A 21,675-nucleotide genomic window follows, 5' to 3' on the forward strand; every position below is an offset into this window, starting at 1 on the left:
AGTTTTCCTGGCGACCATAGCGGCTTGGAACCACCTGATTCCATCTCGAACTCAGAAGTGAAACGAGCCCGCGCCAATGATAGTGTGAGGTCTCCTCATGTGAAAGTAGGTCATCGCCAGGGTTTTATTCTTGAAAAGCGGCTTTACGGTCGCTTTTTTTTTAATTATGACTTATTAAATATTCTTCCGAATTCTGCTTTTTTATCATCTAATTCGCTATTTCAACCAATTTGCTATGATTTCTAGCGATTTAACTCTAACTACTTAATTCGTTTCCAAAATTTTTTATTCTCTATTAGTTTTTCAGATACTTGGACCTCGATAAATGACAATTCTCGAGATACACTGGATAAAAATATATTCAGGCATCTTATGACAAAGAAAAATTTCCTAATTTATGGCTCTTATGGATATACCGGTAACTTGATCGCTCAATTAAGTGTACAGCAAGGATTAAAGCCGATATTAGCAGGTAGAGATGAAGAAAAATTAAAGGTACAAGCCAATGCTTTGAATTTGGAATACAGAGTATTTGATGTGAATGATCTGGAACAAACTAAAAAAGCGCTGCGCGATCTCATTGCAGTAATTCATTGTGCTGGTCCATTCAAGTATACCTATAAAAACATGGCCTTGGCTTGTCTTGCAGTAAAAACACATTATTTGGATATTACTGGCGAGGTCATGGTAATAGAAGGGCTCATGGCAATGAATGAACGTGCACTCATGGAAGGGATTATGTTGCTTCCTGGTTCTGGATTTGATGTGGTTCCTAGTGATTGTTTGGCTGCTTATTTGAAATGTTGTTTGCCTGACGCAAGCCGACTATTACTTGCTATCGCAACATTTAATGAAAATTCAGGTTTAAGTATCTCTCATGGCACTGCTAAAACAATGATAGAAGATATTCCTGAAGGAACTCTAATTCGAGATAATGGTGCTTTAAAAAAAGTTTCTTTTAGCTGGAAGACCCATTCTTTTGATTTTGGTACTACAAAGAATTTGTTATGTGCCACGATTTCATGGGGAGATTTGGCGTCAGCATGGTGGTCTACACAAATCCCACATATTGAAACTTATATGGCTTTACCAAGAAAAGTAATGAAATTTAAAAACGTTATTAATTCATTTAAATGGCTTTTAAGTTGGCCTCTAATTAAAAAGTATATAACACATAAAATCAATCAGTTGCCTGCTGGGCCTACTGAGGAACAAAGAACGAATTCAGTTGTAAAAATTTATGGCGAAGTAGTTAATGATTCAGGAGAAAAAATTGCAGCTTTAATGACTACGCCAAATGGTTATACACTGACTGCTTTATCTACAGTAATGATTATCCAAAATGTTCTATCAGGAAATGCTCCAATTGGTTTTCAAACCCCCTCAAGTGCATATACAGAAAATTTAGTCATGAAAATTTCTGGAGTAACTCGAGTTATGGTTAATTAATTGTTATTATTCACCGGCCTTTAGATAGGATACTAAGTCCATGAATAGTTTAATAATTAAAAATGATTTGTAGGGAATATAAATGAAAATTAAAGAACGACTCATTGCTCTAGAAAATGGAATTGCAGATGTTAAGTCAATACAATCAGAATTGGCGGAGCAAAATGCTCGCTTGCAGTTTCTTATACAAAAAATGGAACAAGAACTGGAACAAGCTGAGCAGGCTATCGATTTAAAAGAGTCAACAAAAGTGAATAATGGAATATTGCTTAGTACACATGGCCTCATGAATCAACCAAAGCAAGTAGTATCTGAACACCCTATGCCACCGACGCCTCCTACTCCATGAATTTGAATTAAACCGCGCTATTAATTTTAGGAAGATAGGACGAATATCAATGAATAGATCTGACTATTTTCCTAAATTATGTGTGAAAATTTATATAACACCTCTGAGTATAATAAACTGATTAAGGAGTCCATTTTGCATTATCAAGTTACAATACTATAATGATGCCAAATGCTTATCCTTGAGACGCACATAATGTTGTGCTGAATACTCTAACATCTCAAGTTCTTGATCGGTTAATTTTCTAATTGCTTTAGCTGGATTTCCAAGATATAGGTAACCACTTTCCAGTACCTTTCCAGGAGCGACTAAAGATCCTGCTCCGACCATTACATGATGGGATATGTGTACAGCATCCAAAATTAATGCTCCCATACCAATGAGACAAAAATCATCAATAATACAACCATGTAATACTGCTTGATGTCCAATTGTAATTCCCTGGCCTAAAATTAATGGCTGTCCCCCTGATGTATAGGGGCCATCATGGGTAACATGCAAAATAGCCCCATCTTGAATACTGCATGCTTTGCCTATTTTAATCGAGTTCACATCCCCACGTAAAACAGCCATGGGCCAAACGGATACATCGTCACCCAGGGATACATCGCCAATGACTACTGATTTAGGATCGATGTATACTCTTTGGCCTAATGAAGGCGATTTACCTTGAAAACTGCGAATAGCATCATTCATATTATTAAACCATCGTTACAAATTCTTCTGCACTTGTAGGGTGAATAGCAACTGTATTATCAAAATCTTTTTTACAGGCACCCATCTTTATTGCCACACCAAAGCCTTGCAGCATTTCATCAGCGGCCATTCCAATAACATGCAAACCAATAATTTTTTCTTCTTTGCCCAGGGTAACTAATTTCATCACGGTAGGTGTTTTTTCTTCAGCGAATGCTTCAAACATTGGATTAAAACGAGTTTGATAGATTTTAATTTGCTCTTTACCGTATTGTTCAATAGCCTCCTGTTCACTGAGACCAACTGTTCCTATTGGGGGGTGACTAAAGATTACAGTGCTTATATTCTCATAATTTAGACACGCTTCGGGTTGTTTTCCAAACAAACGATCTGCTAAACGACGGCCTGCAGCTATTGCTACAGGAGTAAGAGCTGGTGCATTGGTTACATCACCTAAGGCATAGATCCCTTGAGTACTGGTGTTTTGAAAAGCATCGACCAAAACCAAACCTTGCTCATCAATGGCAACTTTTACTTTCTCCAGGTTCAACCCAGACGTTCGGGGTTTTCTTCCTACAGCGGCAATAATGACGTCTATATCCTGAATAATTGAACCGCTGGCACATACTATAGATTTTCTGCCATCACTATGTAAGTTTATTTCTTTTGCTTTATGATTTGTGTGGAGATGAATACCTTGTTGTTGCATGACTTCCATCAAGGTATCACCTAGGACATGATCAAATCGGGATAAAGGTCGTGTGCCTCTCATTAAGAGATGTGTTTCACTTCCTAGATTGTTTAATACTCCTGCCAGCTCCACTCCGATGTACCCACTACCAATGATTGCTACTTTTTCAGGTTGTTTGGTCAAGGCAAAGAAACCATCCGAATCGATTGCATGTTGAATTCCATGAATCATTGGTAGAGATGGTTTGCCGCCTGTCGCAATGATGATATGATGTGCCTGGTACAGCACGTCATTTACCTGGATTGAGTGTGCGTCATGAAAAGCACCAGCACCCTGAATTAAAGTGATGTTAAATTGGGTAAAACGTTTTGCATAGTTTTCCCTGAGTCGTTTTATATAGGCATTACGTTTATTAACCAGACTGTTCCAATCAAGAGATGTTGTTGTAAGAGTAAAACCATATTCAGGTGCATGATGTATCATTTCATTAATCATGGACGCATTGAACATAATTTTTTTGGGGACACAACCTAAATTGACACAGGTACCACCCAAATAGCTTGGTTCTACTACAGCTACCTTGGCACCATATTTGGCGGCTCGCACCGCACTCGCGATACCGCCACTGCCCCCACCGAGTACGATAAGATCAAATTGTTTGTTTTTCATAGAGAATTTTTAACAAATAAGTTTATATTATCAGGAACCGTCCAACCAACCAATATAAAATTTCCAAACTCATAATATAACGGTTCTGATAGCTAGTATAGAATGACTTTGCAATGTTTCGATTTATGCTCAATGACGAGCTTTGGTCAAAGCTGAGGGAGATCATGCAACGGCATAGCATTTATGACAAGCCCAATCTTTGCATGATAGTGGAGGTCATGCTATATCGCATGCGGGTTGGTTGCCCTTGGCAAGATCTCTAGTGTCATAAGCATCCTGCAATATGATTAAACTATAAATTTTGGCCCGGGCACGCACAACGAAACCCGGGTTTTAGGACTTGTATAATCTTAAATCGCTGTTAAGCTTTGCTTCATCCAGGCATGATGCTTTATTCTGTGCTGATCTTAAATTCCACATCAATATTGCCACGAATTGCATTAGAATAAGGACAAATTTCATGAGCTTTAGCTACTAATTCTTCTGCCTCTTTTTGGTTTAAACCTGTAATGTGAGTATGCATTTCAACTCCAAGCTTGTATCCTTTTTCTGGTGTGGGGTACAAAGAGACCTGAGAAAGAATTGAGACATCTTGCAGAGAAATTTTCTGTAAACTGGCAACATGGCGCAAGGCACTTTCAAAGCATGCGCCATAACCTGCAGCAAATAATTCTTCTGGATTTGTGCCACCGCCTTGGCCTCCTAATTCCTTGGGTTTGGCGAGATCCAGTCTTAGTAATCCGTCTGAGGTTTCTATATGACCATTTCGGCCACCGTGCGTACGTGCTGTTGCTGTATAAAGTGCTTTCATAATTTAGTCCTTTAATGATCACGGGTTAAACTTAGAGTTGATTTATGAATTTGTCAATTAGGAAACTTTATATATTTTATTGCATTCATGATTGGGTACCTTCGGACTTTTTACTCCATAAAACAAACCATTATCTAAATAATTGCATACTTGTTCGGTATTTAACTTATTGAGACATTGAGATAGTGTTTGGTGACAATGTGGAAAAATAGCACCAGGGGAGTTTAGCGCCTGATATTGCTCGTTTTTCCAACTGATTAGGTCACTTGTATAATAAGTAGTAAAATTTTTTATTTTTAGATTATTGCTCATGCTAAATATTTTCATACTTGGGTAATTATGATGGATGCGGCTGATAGACGGGGTAGAATAAGCATATATATTACTGCCGCCCTTTAGATGGATTTTTCTGAGCTCATCCATGTGGGTGTGGGATGTGATCAGGGTAATTTCTCCATATGATTTTTTGTTGTTGTTTAATATTTTTATAAATTCCTGCATGTAGGGTTTATGCCAAATGGGTTCTCCGCGATATGAGTTTCCGGGTGGTTCATGCATGGCAATTAACAATTGTTTGGCATGATGATTTTTTAATTGTTGATTCAGCCAAGAAAGTTGGATTAACGCATCATGTTCCTGATTAGGATACTGTGAAAGGATAGGAGTTTTTGTCCATTGAGTTGCATTTAAGGCAATCAAAATAATATTTTTGTTCCCGGGTATTACATAACTGGAATAATATCCATCTTGATACATGTGACTGTCATCAATAATTAAGCCTTTACAATGAGCACAAGCTCCATCCCAATCCGTAGCAAAATTTAACGGGGATACGCCATTTGATTCGAAAGGTTGGTAATTGCCAAGTAACGAATCATTGTTGCCTGCAATATAAAAAATAGGTTTCAGTTTCTTATCGTTTTTATATAATTCGTCAAATACAGTTTTTTCAAACTCTCCCTTTTTAGTTGTATTAAATAAAGAATGAGTGGGTAAATCACCCAAGCAAAGAATGAAATCTACTTTATTGCTCAGTTTTGCATATTCCCTCATAGTAATTTTCAAGAATTCTGTGCCAGTATCTTCTCCGTCACGAGATAGATTATTACTGCCGTAATGAATATCACTAAGGGTTAAAAAGGTGGGTGCAGCGTATACAGAATGAAAGAAACAAAAAAACAGTAGAATAATTTGAACTAGTGCGTTCAATTGAGTCTCCATTGTAATTTATTCAGGGATATGGGGTATATTAAATCATTTATGTTGGGTGAGGGTAACGAAACTCAGAAATTTTGTACTCTTTCCAAGTTTCGTTGCCTGTGGCAATGACGTATTCCTAGGCTGCTTCGCGAATACTCCATATTCTTTGGGTTTGATTGGATGTATCGGGTGCCTGTATCCAGAGTAGGGCAGGGCTTCCAGAAGGATTAATCGGTAGCGTCTTGGAGGACAGCATTACTGCAAAAGGATATTTTTTTACTACGGATTGCAATGATGACCATACTTTTCCAGGATCCGCTTGGTTATCATGTACGATAAGCTCATTGCCTCGATATATTATGTTAACAGATTGTCCACTCAGCGCAGTTCGTATTGCAGACTCCAAACGTCTCCATCGAGCTTGATGTACTTTTTGTTTTTCAGCTTGAGTAGGATTCAATTGGAAACTAATGCGTTGATGGGGTGAGAAAACTCGACTTAAACGACTGCTTTCTGGGTTTTTCTGTAGAAAATAAGTAATAATTGCATCCAGTACTGGGCGTCCGGGTCCAGAGGCTTTTCCTGGTTGTCTGTTGACATACATTGCGAAAGCCAATGTATGGCCATTGGCCGTATATAAATATCCTGAAAGACTGTTTATCCCGGTCATAGTACCGGTTTTAGCACGCACAAAACCTTGTTGTATTGGAATACGGAATCTTTTTTGCAAGGTTCCATCACGTCCGGAAATAGGTAGTGCGGCTATATATTCATAAGATAATGGAAAACGTTGATATAAAAATTTTAATAGTGATATGGTTTGCTCAGGGGTTACCAAGCTGTAGCGTGACAGGCCTGACCCATCAGTAAAAATCGCATTAGAAAAATCGATTCCTGTTTGTGATTGTAAAAAGTTTTTGATCAAGGGCTCAGCACTTCGCCAGTTGACGGGAGCTCCCTTGAGTTTTTCAGCAGCATGTAAATAAAGGCTGTCTGCGTAGAGATTATCAGAGGGTTTTAACGTATCTGCCATCAATTGCGATACAGGTTTAGAGTATTGGGTCGCAATTAATAAAGAACCCGCTGGAGTTTTACCTAATTGTACTTGACCATTGAGTTGGATATTGGCTTTTATCAATTGGTTTTTGATCATCGCTTGAGCATACATTAAAGGGTTTTTTATAGCCAAACGTTGTTGTACTGCCCACTGTCCTACTCCAACGCAACCTCGAACAGTTAAATGATTGTTTTGATCTAAACTAAAACCTACACCACACCCTTTGGCGTTGGCTTTAGTTGTAGCCAGGTTATTTAATGTGATGGCGCCACCACCATCGTCTGCTTCAACGATTGCAGGATCTCCAGCCTGAGCACCAGGGTTTACGGTAACAGTCAAACGATTAGAATCAACCATAACTGGGGCATTGGGGGCACCATAGCTGTAGGATAAATCCGTTGTTAGCCAACCTGGTGGATAGGGATCGACTCCAGCAAAACTGCTATCGATGTATACATTACCCTGGATGGTATTGATATTCCATTCTTTCAAGGAAGAAAGTAGCGTGTTTAAATCATTGCGGCTAAATGAAGGGTCTCCGCTTAGTTGCACATAAACGTTTCCTTGGAGCACGCCCTGTTGTACGTTACCAGCACTCACATTTAATTGATTTTTAAAACGATAATCTGGCCCAAGCACCATTAAAGCGGCTGCTTCCGAAAAAAGTTTCATGTTACTTGCAGGGATATACAACCGTTCTGCATTGCGGCGATATAGAGTTTGACCAGAGGTTAGGTCAAGAACGACAATTCCGAGGTTAACATTCGGATTAATGCGGTTAATTAACTTATCTACTTCGCTTTGGATACTGGCACCATGTGATAGTGCTGATAATGCCAATAAAAACGTGCCAGTTAAGATCCTTTTCATCGAGGTCGTTCCTTTTGCTTTGCCATATGCTGATGCGAGGGTTGATAAACATGGTCTAATCATATCTCAAGCCCAATCGCTCCAAAAGTCCTGCAAGGGTGTCATTATCAAAAAATTTAACTTGTAACCATCCTCCATCACCATTGTCGTTTATTATTTGTACAGGTGCGCCCACTTGCTCTGCCAATACCGTTTGCAATCGCTCAATGTCTCGATCTTTTTTAGCATTTTGGAGAGGAGAAGATTCTTTGTTTTTTTGCGTTTTAACCGCATGTTCTAACTGCCTCACTGACCATTGTTGCTCTATAGTTTGCTGGGCTAAATATTCTTGTTGCGCAGGACTTAGCCCTACAAGGACTCGCGCATGCCCCAAAGATAACGTTTTATCCCTAATTAAATTTTTTATTTTTTCACTTAAACCAAGTAGACGAATAATATTGGCAATATGACTACGTGACTTTCCAACTAAAGTAGCTATTTCATCTTGGTGATAATTAAATTCATCAATCAATCGCCGATAAGCGCTTGCTTCTTCAATCAAATTTAAATCTTCTCGTTGGATATTTTCAATTAGAGTGAGAGCGCATGCTTGTTTGTCACTATAATTTCCTATTAGGCAAGGCACTGTTTGCAAGCCAGCTATTTTTGCAGCACGCCATCGCCTCTCTCCAGCAATAATTTCATAACGTTGTTTTGCTATTGATCTTACGATTAAGGGTTCAATCAAACCCTGGGAGACAATCGATTGGGCGAGTTCTTTTAATGCGATGTCATTAAAATCTTGTCTAGGCTGATATTGTCCCGCCTGAATGTTTTCTATAGGTACGTGGTGAAATTCAACGTGCATCGAAAATGGTATTGAATGAGATTGATATAAATTGTTTCATATTTTCGTAGGAATGAAAATAGGAGCTGTGCGCAACGTAGCCTTTGTTCTATTAAGTTGCACGCAGACTACGAACCATTTTATAGCAAGCCATATACTATGGCTGAAATAGAGATGATGCCCATGATTGTTGTAAATGCATTGCTTGCAACATGTGTACGATATTTTTCCATTGCTGGAATTTTGGCAGTTGCATACATAGGCATAATAAAGAGCAGCATAGCAATAACTGGTCCACCCAAAGTTTCTATCATTTTTAAGATGTTGGGATTGATTGTAGCTACAATCCAGCAGGTCAGTACCATAAAAATTTCTATGATGCGTTGCAACTTGCATGAGCTTATTTTTTTTCCAGTTGGTTTGAGCAAATTGACAATAATACTGCTAAGACCTTCTTTAGCCCCTAAATAATGACCAAGAAACGATTTGGAAATTGCAATAAAGGCAATAATAGGAGCGATGGTCGCAATCAGCGGCGTTTTAAAATGATTTGCAAGATAAGATAAAATCGAAATGTTTTGTTGTTTCGCTTGTAAAAGATCCTGCGGTGAGAGGCTAAAAACACAACTAAATACAAAGAACATCACTGAAAAAACCATAAGCAAATGGCTATAGCGCATGATCGCGGTACTATGGCTATCTGCATCAATACCATGTTGTTTTTTTTGATTCACTGCGAAAGATGAAATAATTGGCGAATGATTAAAGGAAAATACCATGACTGGAATGACTAGCCATAGAGTCATTAACAATCCATGACCACCGTTGGCATGTAACGAGTTGTCTTGTTGTAAAATGGCGTTATTCCAGTTGGGAATCAAATAAATAGACAAAAATAATAATATAGTTGCAAAAGGATAAACCATTACGGACATTGATTTGACAATTATTTCCTGACCGAAGCGGACAATCGCCATAAGAGCAAGAATTAGTATTATGGCTAAAAGTGCTCTTGGAGGAGCAGATATACCTAACTGATTCACAAGAAAACTTTCAGTGGTATTGGTAATAGCCACACTATACATTAATAAAATGGGATAAATCGCAAAAAAATACAAACCAGTCAGTATTCTTCCTGCAAAAGTACCGAAGTGCTCTTCAACCACCTCGGTAATGTCATTTTGAGTAGAAGAGCCTGATAAAACAAAACGACATAGTGCACGATGTGAGAAGTAAGTCATGGGAAAGGCAAGTATGGTCATTATTATTAAGGGCCAGATCCCATTAAGTCCGGCATCAATTGGAAGGAACAGAGTTCCAGCACCTACAGCGGTACCGTAAAGACTTAGCATCCAGACGGTATCCTGTTTTGTCCATGAATACTTTTTACTTGTAGCTAAAGGTGAAAGTATTCCTGCAGTTTCATTTGATGACATTAAAACATCCTTTATGTAATACCGAGCACGGTGTTCAATATTAACACTTCGAAGCCAAAATTTCAACAATGGCCTCTTATGTTGACAGAATGTTCCATAAATATTTACTTGGTTTTAGGGACTAATATTCCAATTTGGTACCATAAAGTCGATCCCCGGCATCCCCTAATCCTGGAATAATATATCCTTTTTCATTGAGTTGTTGATCTATTGCGGCCGTGTAAATGGGAATTTCTGGATGTTCTTCATGAAATGCTGCAATTCCTTCTGGCGAGGCAAGCAGACAGAGAAATTTAATTGATTTGGGACTGATGGCTTTAATTTCCTTAACTGCGGCAATTGCTGAATTTCCAGTTGCTAACATAGGATCAACTACAATGACATCGCGATCTCGAGTATGCTCTGGAAGTTTAATATAATATTCAATAGCTTCTAGTGTTTTAGGATCACGATACAAACCGATGTGACCAATTCGTGCTGTAGGTACAAGTTGCAACATGCCATCGACTAAACCATTACCTGCTCGCAAAATTGAAACAAAAACCAATTTTTTACCTTTTAAAACAGGTGATTGCATCATGGCTAGGGGTGTTTCGATTTCTTCATATTCGATTTCTAAATCACGAGTGATTTCATAAGCGAGTAACATGCTAATTTCATGCATCAAATTACGAAATTTGACAGTACTGGTATCTTTTCGGCGCATAATTGTTAATTTATGCTGAATTAATGGGTGGTTCACTACAACAACATGTTGATTGTTCATTTTAACTCCAAACTGCGGTTTTAGGTGAAAAATTGTAGCTTGGTAGCGACGCGGAACCCGGGACATCTTTACTAGGAAACCGGGCTACGGCATGCGCCTTCACTTTGGCTGCAATATATCCAAGCGAAAATTGTCTTAATTTAAAAAACGGTACCATCACTAATAATCTGGACAGGTGGGGTGCCTTGGGGGCGTTTTTGTTTCGCAATTCGTCGTCCGGCCTCCCAGGTGCCTCCTTGCAAAATTTTAGCCAAAGGGAGTTCAATGGCATTTTTTTGCAATTTTTTTCTGATCAATGCAGCTAATTCATCCAAGAGTGTAATGGTCAATGCACGCCACTCCACAATCATTTCTGCATCAGGTGGCAGGGCTTTTTCCAGAGCTTCCTTATTTTTAATTTTCAGTACACCACAATCGATGAGTAAACCACCATTTCGATACTCTGGTAAACCCGTGAGTTCTTCTAAATGAGTTACTGTAATTCCCGCTTGTTCTAATGGCTCAATCAAGGAGTATGTAAGCCACTGGGATAATTTATGAAAGGGAATGTATTCCGATCCAGGATCATTTGTTTTTAGAGCATTATATTGCCACACATCTCCAAGAGGAACTCCATGAAATGAAAGTCTGGCTGGCCATATTTCATTAAATGTATTGAGTACTTCATGAAAAATCTGCGGTGCTGTAAGTCTGTTATTTGCTGCCAAGGAGCTTATATAAGTATAAAAGTTACCTAAGCGGTTTTCTTTTCCAAAATGATGTTCATCGTGTTGTATTAATGCGCCAAGTCGATTGAGCAGAGCAACTCTCCCGGAAAGGCCATCTAGTGGATTCTCGGTAGTTACTTGGAATCCATGACGTAACTCATCTTCATTAAAAGTCAATAAACGCTCGGCATCTACTCTCAACGGTTCAGTTGGGATGGCACTGAAAACACCTTTTTGATAAAGAGATAAACTTGCTAAGGCAAGACCTTCTGATCGGGAATATTCTGCCCCTGTCTCAGGCTCCTTGTAGTGCCAATATTGCCCGGCACCGGCATCTAGAAATACACTGATGATAACCAGTTCATAAAGGATTTTTCCCTGTTCCGCTGCAGAAAAGGTATTCAATTGTGCCTGCATTTTTTTAATTCGATCAATACCTCCGGCTTCAAAATGACGCCAACGACTGTGATAAGGAATATCAAGATTTGGATAATTATCCTGAATGACTTCAATAACAAAAGAAGCAGTGCTGGTCATTTTTTCCGGATCTAGGGAGAAATAAGCTGACTTATCTTGTTTAACTCGTTCTAAAATAGCTTGTGAGCGCACACGTATAGTCCGAGGATCCTTTAATGTGGCTAACACTTGGGCAGTTTCTTGTTCATTACTCATTAAGGTCACGTCCTTTAGTTCTTGCTAATTCATTAATGTCTACGATTCGATCGGGTGAATAATAACCGGCCGCACGTTTGGCATTCATTTCTACTTGTGCGTCAGGAGGAACGAGTTCATCGGGAATGGTTACTCGTTCTACAACCTGAATTCCAGATTTGAGTAATGCATCATATTTCATATTGGACATGGAGACGAAACGATGGATTTTGGTAATACCAAGCCAATGCAAGACATCTGACATTAATTCTTGAAAACGCATGTCTTGAACTCCCGCAACACACTCTGTTCTTTCAAAGTATTTAGCAGCCGTATCGCCACCTTTTTGTCTTTTGCGAGCGTTATAAACTAAAAATTTGGTTACCTCACCGAGAGCTCTTCCTTCTTTTCGATTATATACAATCAAACCAGCCCCGCCTTTTTGTGCCGACTCAATAGACAATTCGATTCCATGTACCAAATAGGGTCTGCAGGTACAAATATCTGAACCAAACACATCAGAGCCATTGCATTCATCATGAATACGACATGTAAGCTCAATTTGGGGATCGTGGATGGTGGTTACATCACCAAAAAAATAGGCAGTCATCCCGCCTATCGGAGGAAGAAATACATCGAAGTCGGAGCGTGTTACCAGTTCAGGGAACATTCCTGCTGTTTGCTCAAATAAGGTTCGACGCAAATGTGATTCTGAGATTTTAAAGCGTTCGGCGATTCCGGGTAGATACCAAACTGGTTCTAACGCCACTTTAGTAACTGCTACATCTCCTGATTCTTTTAATATTTTTCCATCGGGCTTGAGGCGACCTCTTTGAATAGCCGTATGCAATTCAGGAATATTAATATGCGCTTTGGTAACTGCTATAGTAGGGCGAATGTCATATCCTGCTTGAATTTCTTCAGCGAAAACATTGGCTACTAGATGTCCCCAAGGATCAAGAGAGATGATCTTCTGACTGTCACTCCATTGAGGATGAGGGCCTATGGTAACTGGAGGCGTCGTATCCGTAAGATCAGGTACATGTTCTGGGTCCAATACTCCAGCAGCGACGGCAAGTGCTCGATAAACTGAATAGGATCCAGAGTGGGTGCCAACCGCATTACGATTTTTTATATTAGTGAGGGAGGCTATTACCGGACCTCGTTCTTTAGGGTTTTCAGCGCCCCATTTAATTTTTAATGGTGCAGCAGTATGCCCGGATGGATGTGACGATAAAACAATATGTCCTTTAGATTTTTTTTTGGACTCATCTTGAACCATAGTACTAATCCTTTAAATGATAACTACTCGATAAATTTATCATAACAGAAGAAATTAATTGGTAGAAAGTACTATTTTCCTTATCGAATAGGAAAACCCGAGTCATTGTACTGGGTAAATATTCTCGTTATTATGGTTCGTTTTTATAAATTACTCACAAATAACGCTAGGCTATGCTAGCGAGTTTCGCTTTGCGATACCCAGGCTACAATTTTTTGATTTTAATGTGAAACGAATATTGTTAGGAAACACTACTTTATGACTACCTTAATTCTTTGTTTGTTCATTGCGATATTATTGCCTTATCTTCTCAAGATTGTTGTAGCCAATTTTATGCAAAAAGAAGGGAAATACGATAATCATTATCCAAGAACTCAACAGGCGAGATTACAGGGAATGGGAGCACGAGCTGTTGCCGCCCATCAAAACAGTTTTGAATCGTTACTCGTATTTGCGACTGCTACATTAACCGCAATGGTGACAAATCATATCGGTATAACAATTCAAATTTTGGCGATTATTTACATTATCTCCCGAGTTATTTATTGTTATTTTTATTTAATGGATATGGCTTCGTTAAGATCACTCACATGGTTTATTGGCTATATTTGTTGCTTGATTATTTTGGGCCTATGCATGGTGTGATTTTGTTATACTATGGGCCTCATTCGGGTAGGTGCCATTAATTAAGAAGGTTAAAAAGGGTTTTTTGATGCAGAAAAAAAATGATGTTCAGCAAGTTTCGTTACATCCTTTACTGGTTTTTGTTGTTTTAATGCTCATGATATTGATGCAGATGACTACTGATCAGTATATTCCTTCATTACCTGCAATTACCAAGATTTTTAACAGCAGTGAAGCCTCTATTCAATTAACGTTATCACTTTTCATGCTTGGCTTGAGCATTTCTCATGTGTTTTATGGGCCTTTATCCGATAAAATTGGTCGTAAACCCCCGCTTATGTTTGGTGTTGGTCTCAGTATTTTAGGCAGCTTATGTTGTTTTCTTGCGCCTTCAGTTTTGGTCTTGATTATTGGCCGTTTTATTCAGGGATTTGGTATAGGATGTTGTGGTTCTGTAGGCCGTTCTCTAGTTCGTGATCTCTTTACCGATAGAGTCTTATCCAAAATTGGTTCTTATGTAGGTATTGTGAGTGTTTTTATTATGGTTGCCTCTCCAGTTCTCGGAGGCTACATCCAGGAACATTTTGGATGGCGTATTAATTTTTTATTTTTGTTGGTATTTGGTTTTGTTATATGGATTTTAGCTTTATGTACTCTTCCTGAAACAAATAAAAACCTTAATCCTGATGCAACTAAATTAAGAGTAATGCGCGACAATTATTTTGCCTTATTAAAATCCAAAGTTTTTTTAGGTTATGCGTTATGTGCCTGTCTTGCTTCCGCTGGTTTGATAGGTTATCTCGCGATCGCACCGTTTCTTTTTCAGGATACATTAGGGCTTAGCCCTATAGAGTTTGGCCAATTGACAATTTTTATTGCCGGTGCAATTTGTGTGAGCGGAATAATTAACAGTCAAATGGTGATGAAAAAAGGCGTATCCTACATGGTGTTTATCGGAATTGTCTTTATGATAATAGGTGGATTTACCATGTTATTTTTGTCACTCATAGGATTGCAGAACGTGCTTTCCATAATGATCCCTGTGTCGTTGTTTAGCATGGGAGTGGGATTTACTTTTATCAATGCGTTTGCCGGGGCTTTTCACCCATTTCCTCATATGGCGGGAACAGTCGGTGCCTTATATGCATGCATGCAAGACTTAAGTGCTGCGTTGTCCAGCGGGATTATCGCTCTGGGTGAATGGTATGGCCAATTCTCATTAGCGATAATTTTACTTATTTTAGGCTTAGGTTCTTTTGCTTCATGGTATTATCTGGCTTCACAAGAGCATTAAGAGGTATTGTTTATGAAAATTACTGAAACAGAATTAAAAAATATTATATCCAAATTATCAGGCGCTAAAGCAGAAGAAATTCATGATGATACTGCATTAATAGAAGACTTGCATTTAGACTCATTGAAAATAGTAGAGTTACTGGCCATTCTTAGTGAAGAATATAATTTAACTGTGACTGAAGAAGATGCGATGAATTTTCATACTTATAAAGATTTATTTGAGTTTACTCAGGCGTAATCTGTTTTATATTTGTATTTCCATTCTTATGGATGTGACCATTTTATTTTCTCTGATGATGTCTTACTAACTGGGTTATACTCACTGCCATTATGTTAAGGGAAAAGCCGTCGTTCCGGCTAAGATGGGGACCCGTTTTCGAGAGAGAGGTGCAACGCTAATTTAAGTATCGATTCCCGCCTTCGCGGGAATGACAGAAAAATAGCAATAGGGGTGCCGTTGTCCCTTGACTCAGGTTTCATTTAGGGATTCAAAATTGAATTTAGGGGATTTTCATTATCCTGCTGCTTCATAAAATAGATAAGTAGCATGCCAACAACTACTATGCCAAGGGCCATCCCGTTAAACAATGTAAAATTCTGAGTAGAATATGCTGATTTTGGTTTTGCTTTTTCTTCAGTTAATTTACCAATTTTATACCACTCATGTTCAGGGGCGAATAATTTAGAGTTTGGCTCAATTTCTTGATAACGTTTAAGTAAATTGCTCCATTGTTCTCGGTGTTTTTTTTCATAGATGCAAGCATCCGCTTTATCCAGTAATGTATTGCTTTTTTGATCTTCGGATTGTTGTAAAAACTCACCACATTTTTGATGCAACTCACGGATAGGTTGTGCAAACTCCTCTTTGCAATATCGGGTACTCGCATTACGTTTTAGTATTGGGAGAGCATGTTTTAAACTTTTTTCTTCCAATTCTATCGAAGGATTTTCAGCTAATTTTATAGCGAGGTCTAGAATATAAAAGGCAATTGCAACACTATCATATTCCGTTTGTCGCTGTGTTTCTGTTATAGGTTTTGAGGAAGAAGAATATGCAATATTTGCTGAGTCAGCGATCTTTTTTAATTGTTTGATTTGCTCATTTACTCGTGCCATCAGTGGGGTATGGATGTTGTTTTCATCAAGAAGCCAACCTGCATATCCTCTGAGATGTTCTTGTTCAAGATAAAATTTAATTTGTTCGAATATTGAAGAAAAGAGTTCGAGAGAAACAGCTTTACCGTTGCTTACATGTTCCATTTCATCCATTAGTTGATCTGCAAATTCGAGCAACTCATTTACTTCTTGAAAAACAAGTTGTCCATTAAGACGCGCATCTGGACCTATTCCTATTTTGGGCAAAGCAACGTATTTTTTAATTTGAATATCAATTAACTGACACAAAAACTCGAACAATTCTTTTTGATTTTTCATAATTCTTCCATTCTGAATTTTGGGCGGATAGATTATCTGATGACTTTTATTGACGCAATAAATTATGTTTGATCTTATTTACCTTAAAGAGATATATAATAAAAAAAGGGAGCTGATCTTCGTCGGGAATAATATGGAAACAAATCGTGGTTTATCCGTAACGACTCAATCATTGCAAGTTATAGAAAGCATCAATCATTTCCATCAACAAATTTTGGGAGCGGGCAAGGACCCTCATTTTATTTTAGATGCGGTCAAAAATAATCCCGATAATTTGCTCCTTCAGGTTTATACTGCAGCGTTCTATCTTTATGGCCAAACTGATGCAGCTACATCTCTAGCAAAAGCACATTTAGCGCAAGCTGAAAAATTATTGTATTCAGTTAATTTAAGAGAAAATCTAACGTATCAAGCCGTTAAAGCCTGGATGAATTTGGAGTATGAAACTGCTTTAACTATTTTAGCGGCTTTAACGGCTTTATATCCGCGCGATACTTTAGCAGCAAAGTTTGCTGAATGGTTATTTTATTGTTCGGGACAAGCTTACAACGGTCATCACTATTTGAAATTTTGTGAGCAGATAGCACCACATAATCAAGATGAATCCCATTTTTTAGCCATGCATTCTTTTGCAGCGGAATTATCTGGCCATATATCGGACGCGCAACGTTTGGCGGAAAAGGCTTTGACCATCGAACCACTCACACCTTGGGCGCACCATACCCTGGCTCATATCTATCTCAACACAAAGAATAGTGCGAAAGGGATAGCGGCTTTAGAAACGTTTCGAGGGAGCTGGGAGCAGATCTCAACACTTCTTCGCGGACATAACAGTTGGCATTTGGCATTATTTTACCTTGCATTACGACAAGTAGATAAGGTAATGAACTTATATCCTGTTATTTTTGGTATCTCTCCGGAAATTGTTACCGAGCAAATAGATGCTATTTCACTATTATGGCGTCTGGATATTGCAGGATTGCCGCAGATCGAGCAATTTAAAGTTATTGCAAATTATCTTGATGAAAATCCTTTTACACATTACACCGGTTTTAATACAGTTCATTACGTATATTGTCTTGCTCGTTTAGGTCAGGAAGATGCAATTCATAAATCTCTAATATCGATTGAAACATATGCTAAAAACCTGTCTAATGGCTATAACCAATCGCTTTGGCTTTCCGTTATTCTGCCTTTAAGTAAAGGGATTCATGCGTTTGTGAATAATGACTTTCAATCTGCTTATCATTGGATGGCTCCTTGTATCTCCAGACGCACAGAAATCGGAGGCAGTGACGCTCAGTCAGAAATCATTGCGCAGACTTATTTGCTTTGCTTATTACAAAACAAGAAAAAAAAGGCAGCAAAAGAGTTTTTTAATTTTCATTTGGCGCATTATAAAGGAACACCACTGGCCGAATTCTGGTTTGATTCGAAGCTAGACTTTTAAAGGGTAGGGTAAAGGCGAAGTCATAACCCGGGTTTTGCTGCGTTGCACCCAGGCTACAATGTAAATTACATTAGATAACTTCTAAAAGAGCACAAGCAGCAATACCACCTCCACCTGCTGCAACTAATAATACCTTATCTTTTACTTTGATGTGTGCATGTTCGCGGAGATAATCCAGAGCAATGCCTACACTTGAACCCGAAGTATTACCTGTTTCTTCTACGGTCTTGACGATACGGTCTTCGGGAAAACCTAATTGTTTAGCAACAGATAAAACTAAATTTTTATTTCCTTGATGGGGAACCAACCATTGAATATCTGCAGTAGTAAGGTTTAATGCCTTCAGGAACTCTTCTGCGCCATCAACCATACCATGCACCGCTTTAATAAATAGTGCAGTATTTTCTTTAATTGTGATGTAAAACAATTCGGGGTTCGTGCAATTCGCTGCGGGCAACCGTGAACCTCCTGCAGGAGTGGATACCGTATCGCTGACTTCTCCATCAGCAAATAAAGCAGAGGCAAGAAAACGAAACTCTGCATTTTCCTTATCTGTGGATACGATACAAGCAGCTGCTCCATCGCCAAAAAGAACACTTGTAGCAAAATTATTTTTATTTAAAAATTTAGAACGGATTTCACTGGCTATTAATAAGATGGAGCCCATGGTTGCCTGAGTAATGGCAGCACTTGTATGCAAACCAACTACAAAACCTGCACAGGCTGCCCCAATATCAAAAGCACCTGTATTGGGTAATCCAAGTCGGTGCTGCACCAGGGGGCTGGTCGGCGGAGCAAGGTAATCTCCTGATATGGTTGCCAAAATAATTTGGTTGATTTTATCTTTTTCTCCAGGCTTCGCGGTGAATAATTGTTCTGCTGCCAGGACCGCCAAATCACTACATGCCTGATCTTCATTGGCCCAACGTCTATTTCTAATTCCTGTCGAGAAGCTAACCAATGTTGGACTTTGTGTGCTATTCATCCATTTAAGTACTTCTTGATTACTCATAACCTTCTCGGGTAATGCTGTAAATGGTCCTTTTATGTATATATTTTTTTCAGCGCGTAATAAATTCATGATGATAATATTCCTTCAGAACGCATGAGTGGTAAACCTCCACTTACTGTAATCACAGAACCTGTTATAAATGAGGTTCTGGACAATAGAGGATCTGTTGCCTCTGCAATTTGTGCTGCTTCTCCCATCGTTCCTTGAGGAATAATTTGTGCCATCTTTTCTTGATAGGCAGGTCTTTTCCAAAATTGCTCGGTTCTTGAGGTCTTAATTAAACCGACACGCACAACATTGGATAAAATATTATTGGCGCTGTAATCTACGGCAAGATTTAAAAACAATCCTTCGAGTGCGGCTTTGGTCGCACAATAAGCACCATAGCGGCTGGTACCAGTAATTGCAGAAAGGCTGGAAATTAGAATTAATCGCCCAAATTTATTGGCCAATAAAGCGGGTAATAATTGATGAATTAACCAAATATTACCATGCAAATTTTCATCGATGTAGGTGCGTAATGCAGGATAGGATAATGCATGCAATTTACGTAGTTGGCTGACACGCGTAAACGCATTAAGAATGATCCCATCTAAAGGCTCCTGCAGCAAATTTTGCAGTTCATCCTTACTGGCTTCTGGATTGGAAAAATTATATACCAAGCCTCTGACCTGCATGTCTTGTTGTTTATAATGCTCTAATGTTTTGTTTAGACTTTCCTTACTTGAGCTGGTGATGATGATTTTATCACCTAATTGCAACCGTCGTTTAGCTATAGCTTGAGCGATATCCGATGAGCCGCCTGTGATCAAAATATTCATTTTGCCCCCAGCTCAACTAAATGTTTTTCTATACTGTCTATTGATTCATAGTGTTCTTTTATTAAGGGGATAACCGGAATCTTAATTTTGAATTCTCGTTCCAACTCGATGATGAGTAAGGCTAACATTAGGCTATCTAAGCCTCCTTGTTCCAATGAGGCAGATGAATCTTTAGGAAGATTTCCTAGTCCAATCTTTACTAATGTATTGCGAATTCGTTCAGTGAGCATGGATTTTTTCCTTCTGACTTAAAAGTAGCGCTTTTCTATCAAGCTTGCCGTGTTGGTTACGTGGCAATTTTTTCAATAAATGCACCGTAATTGGAAGTTTTTTGGGTAAAAAATGTTGTTTTAATTGTTCGGAAAGCATGTGTTCTGTGGTTGTGGCGCTGAAATTGTCTTGTTCCAAACATGCAAGTAAACGGACACCATATAATTCATCATCTAAAGGGATAACAATGACTTCCTTAATTCCTTCAATTTGGCAAATTTTATGTTCTATATCAATTAAATTGACTTTCTCACCGCCTATATTGACGATATGATCCAGGCGTCCTTTAATTGCCACCAACCCGGAGGGTAGTTTTTCTGCTAAATCCCCAGTAAAAAACCAACCATTGTGCATTCGAGTTTGTTTTTCCTCTCCCAAGTAGCCCAACATGAGCTGGCTCCCTTTAATGAGCAACTCATTTTCTTCTGACAAACGTATCTGCCAATCACCTACTGGATAGCCAGCAAAATCCTCAAGAAATAATGGATCTTTGTTGGAATAAGTCAATACTCGTGGGGCCGCTTCTGTTAAACCATAATTATTATAAATTATTGCATTGGGGAAGGTCTGTATCAAACGATGACGCAATGTAATGCTCAAGGGTGCTCCAGCGGAGACGATCGCTTTTATTTTTGCTGCACTTTCCGGAAAAAGACTCGCCATTTTATGAATCGCGACCCAATGAGAGGGAACACCGCTCCACATTTGAGGAACAGCATGCGTCTCTAATAGTGTTTTAATATCCGTAAATTGCGTAATCAGTTGTGTTTTTATTCCAGCGATTAATCCAGGAAGTAATTGACCAAGGAGGCCAAAAGAGTATGACAGGGGTAAAAATAATAATTGATCGTCTATTCTGGAAAATTCAAGTGCATTAATCACTGCCTTGCAATTTGCTGTAATATTTTTTAGAGACAGTTGTACCGCTTTCATTTGTCCTGTACTACCGGAGGTAAATAGTACTAAAGCAAGTTCCGGGTGATGTTTGATATGATTGTTTTCCTGGATGTCGATGAGCTTACCCTGCTCACACACCGTCATATTCGTACCTAAAAGATGGCGTTTTTCCTGCCCCAATTCTTGAGGAGCAAAGAGTGCAACAGGTTTTCCGATGTTTAAAGCAGCTAACAATTGAATCACAAATGAAGACTGGGGTATGGCGTGTAAAACCAATATTCCTGGCGGTAGTTTTTTCAACTGGGGCGACATTTTTTGGATAGCGGTTTCTAGTTCAGCAAAACTAAATTTCTGATCCTCGAAGCTTAATGCAATTCTATTTGGAGATTCTTGAGATAGAAATTGCATGAT

Annotated in this window: 21 protein-coding genes, 1 rRNA gene and 1 pseudogene; 8 read left to right on the forward strand and 15 right to left on the reverse strand. The window is 38.7% G+C overall.

Going from position 1 to position 21,675, the window contains the following annotated elements:
• The first annotated feature begins 6 nt into the window (after window positions 1–6).
• From rrf to ELY20_RS02405, 3 genes are all read left to right on the forward strand, one after another.
• Window positions 7–122, forward strand: a 5S ribosomal RNA gene (gene rrf / locus ELY20_RS02395).
• A 250-nt stretch (window positions 123–372) separates the two neighbouring features.
• Entirely contained in the window at window positions 373–1,449 is a 1,077-nt protein-coding gene (locus tag ELY20_RS02400) for a saccharopine dehydrogenase family protein (RefSeq protein ID WP_110143236.1), read from the forward strand.
• 82 nt (window positions 1,450–1,531) lie between these two features.
• The gene (locus ELY20_RS02405) at window positions 1,532–1,798 is read left to right on the forward strand and encodes a hypothetical protein (protein ID WP_110143235.1); all 267 of its coding nucleotides are present in this window, start codon (window positions 1,532–1,534) and stop codon (window positions 1,796–1,798) included.
• Window positions 1,799–1,954: 156 nt separating this feature from the next.
• Here the strand turns inward: ELY20_RS02405 and ELY20_RS02410 are convergent, their stop codons facing one another.
• Window positions 1,955–2,494: a gamma carbonic anhydrase family protein gene (locus ELY20_RS02410; protein WP_110143234.1), complete on the reverse strand. Its 540-nt coding sequence runs from the start codon at window positions 2,492–2,494 to the stop codon at window positions 1,955–1,957.
• A gap of 4 nt (window positions 2,495–2,498) precedes the next feature.
• Window positions 2,499–3,854, reverse strand: a complete 1,356-nt coding sequence (gene gorA, locus ELY20_RS02415; RefSeq protein WP_110143233.1) for a glutathione-disulfide reductase — start codon at window positions 3,852–3,854, stop codon at window positions 2,499–2,501.
• 113 nt (window positions 3,855–3,967) lie between these two features.
• Between gorA and ELY20_RS02420 the strand changes: the two are divergent.
• Window positions 3,968–4,114: pseudogene (locus ELY20_RS02420) on the forward strand (IS5/IS1182 family transposase); the annotation flags it as partial.
• 131 nt (window positions 4,115–4,245) lie between these two features.
• On the opposite strand, the gene ELY20_RS02425 reads toward ELY20_RS02420, so the two are convergent.
• The 8 genes from ELY20_RS02425 to ELY20_RS02460 all read right to left on the reverse strand — a co-directional run bounded on the left by ELY20_RS02425 (window position 4,246) and on the right by ELY20_RS02460 (window position 13,460).
• Window positions 4,246–4,665: an organic hydroperoxide resistance protein gene (locus ELY20_RS02425; protein ID WP_110143232.1), complete on the reverse strand. Its 420-nt coding sequence runs from the start codon at window positions 4,663–4,665 to the stop codon at window positions 4,246–4,248.
• Window positions 4,666–4,722: 57 nt separating this feature from the next.
• Window positions 4,723–5,874 (reverse strand): metallophosphoesterase, encoded by a 1,152-nt coding sequence (locus tag ELY20_RS02430; protein ID WP_110143245.1) that lies wholly within the window; start codon window positions 5,872–5,874, stop codon window positions 4,723–4,725.
• 127 nt (window positions 5,875–6,001) lie between these two features.
• On the reverse strand, window positions 6,002–7,792 hold the full coding sequence (gene dacB / locus ELY20_RS02435) for a D-alanyl-D-alanine carboxypeptidase/D-alanyl-D-alanine endopeptidase (RefSeq protein ID WP_110143244.1): 1,791 nt from the start codon (window positions 7,790–7,792) through the stop codon (window positions 6,002–6,004).
• Window positions 7,793–7,847: 55 nt separating this feature from the next.
• Window positions 7,848–8,639 (reverse strand): ParB/RepB/Spo0J family partition protein, encoded by a 792-nt coding sequence (locus ELY20_RS02440; protein WP_110143231.1) that lies wholly within the window; start codon window positions 8,637–8,639, stop codon window positions 7,848–7,850.
• 119 nt (window positions 8,640–8,758) lie between these two features.
• The gene (locus ELY20_RS02445; protein ID WP_110143230.1) at window positions 8,759–10,054 is read right to left on the reverse strand and encodes a serine/threonine transporter; all 1,296 of its coding nucleotides are present in this window, start codon (window positions 10,052–10,054) and stop codon (window positions 8,759–8,761) included.
• A gap of 121 nt (window positions 10,055–10,175) precedes the next feature.
• Entirely contained in the window at window positions 10,176–10,820 is a 645-nt protein-coding gene (gene upp, locus ELY20_RS02450; RefSeq protein WP_110143229.1) for a uracil phosphoribosyltransferase, read from the reverse strand.
• 140 nt (window positions 10,821–10,960) lie between these two features.
• A complete protein-coding gene (locus ELY20_RS02455; RefSeq protein ID WP_110143228.1) occupies window positions 10,961–12,199 on the reverse strand; it encodes a URC4/urg3 family protein in 1,239 nt (412 codons plus the stop codon).
• On the reverse strand, window positions 12,192–13,460 hold the full coding sequence (locus ELY20_RS02460) for a GTP cyclohydrolase II (RefSeq protein WP_110143227.1): 1,269 nt from the start codon (window positions 13,458–13,460) through the stop codon (window positions 12,192–12,194). The genes ELY20_RS02455 and ELY20_RS02460 overlap by 8 nt, the downstream gene beginning before the upstream one ends.
• A 258-nt stretch (window positions 13,461–13,718) precedes the next feature.
• On the opposite strand from ELY20_RS02460, the gene ELY20_RS02465 reads away from it, so the two are divergent.
• The 3 genes from ELY20_RS02465 (at window position 13,719) to ELY20_RS02475 (ending at window position 15,618) form a co-directional block, all read left to right on the forward strand.
• On the forward strand, window positions 13,719–14,105 hold the full coding sequence (locus tag ELY20_RS02465) for an MAPEG family protein (RefSeq protein WP_110143226.1): 387 nt from the start codon (window positions 13,719–13,721) through the stop codon (window positions 14,103–14,105).
• Between the two features lie 67 nt (window positions 14,106–14,172).
• Window positions 14,173–15,378 (forward strand): multidrug effflux MFS transporter, encoded by a 1,206-nt coding sequence (locus ELY20_RS02470; RefSeq protein ID WP_110143225.1) that lies wholly within the window; start codon window positions 14,173–14,175, stop codon window positions 15,376–15,378.
• Window positions 15,379–15,390: 12 nt separating this feature from the next.
• A complete protein-coding gene (locus ELY20_RS02475; protein WP_058467171.1) occupies window positions 15,391–15,618 on the forward strand; it encodes an acyl carrier protein in 228 nt (75 codons plus the stop codon).
• Window positions 15,619–15,860: 242 nt separating this feature from the next.
• Here the strand turns inward: ELY20_RS02475 and ELY20_RS02480 are convergent, their stop codons facing one another.
• Window positions 15,861–16,814, reverse strand: a complete 954-nt coding sequence (locus ELY20_RS02480; RefSeq protein WP_126955383.1) for a hypothetical protein — start codon at window positions 16,812–16,814, stop codon at window positions 15,861–15,863.
• 133 nt (window positions 16,815–16,947) lie between these two features.
• Between ELY20_RS02480 and ELY20_RS02485 the strand changes: the two genes are divergently transcribed.
• On the forward strand, window positions 16,948–18,264 hold the full coding sequence (locus ELY20_RS02485) for a tetratricopeptide repeat protein (protein ID WP_110143222.1): 1,317 nt from the start codon (window positions 16,948–16,950) through the stop codon (window positions 18,262–18,264).
• A 70-nt stretch (window positions 18,265–18,334) separates the two neighbouring features.
• Here the strand turns inward: ELY20_RS02485 and ELY20_RS02490 are convergent, their stop codons facing one another.
• The 4 genes from ELY20_RS02490 to ELY20_RS02505 are packed head-to-tail and all read right to left on the reverse strand — an operon-like array spanning window position 18,335 to window position 21,672.
• Window positions 18,335–19,345 (reverse strand): 3-oxoacyl-ACP synthase III family protein, encoded by a 1,011-nt coding sequence (locus ELY20_RS02490; protein WP_110143221.1) that lies wholly within the window; start codon window positions 19,343–19,345, stop codon window positions 18,335–18,337.
• A complete protein-coding gene (locus ELY20_RS02495) occupies window positions 19,342–20,097 on the reverse strand; it encodes an SDR family NAD(P)-dependent oxidoreductase (protein ID WP_110143220.1) in 756 nt (251 codons plus the stop codon). Before ELY20_RS02495 ends, ELY20_RS02490 begins: the two co-directional genes overlap by 4 nt.
• Window positions 20,094–20,327: an acyl carrier protein gene (locus ELY20_RS02500; protein ID WP_110143219.1), complete on the reverse strand. Its 234-nt coding sequence runs from the start codon at window positions 20,325–20,327 to the stop codon at window positions 20,094–20,096. Before ELY20_RS02500 ends, ELY20_RS02495 begins: the two co-directional genes overlap by 4 nt.
• Window positions 20,317–21,672: a class I adenylate-forming enzyme family protein gene (locus tag ELY20_RS02505; protein WP_110143218.1), complete on the reverse strand. Its 1,356-nt coding sequence runs from the start codon at window positions 21,670–21,672 to the stop codon at window positions 20,317–20,319. The genes ELY20_RS02500 and ELY20_RS02505 overlap by 11 nt, the downstream gene beginning before the upstream one ends.
• Between the last annotated feature and the right edge of the window lie 3 nt (window positions 21,673–21,675).

This window comes from Legionella qingyii, assembly GCF_003990155.1.
Taxonomy (GTDB): domain Bacteria; phylum Pseudomonadota; class Gammaproteobacteria; order Legionellales; family Legionellaceae; genus Legionella; species Legionella qingyii.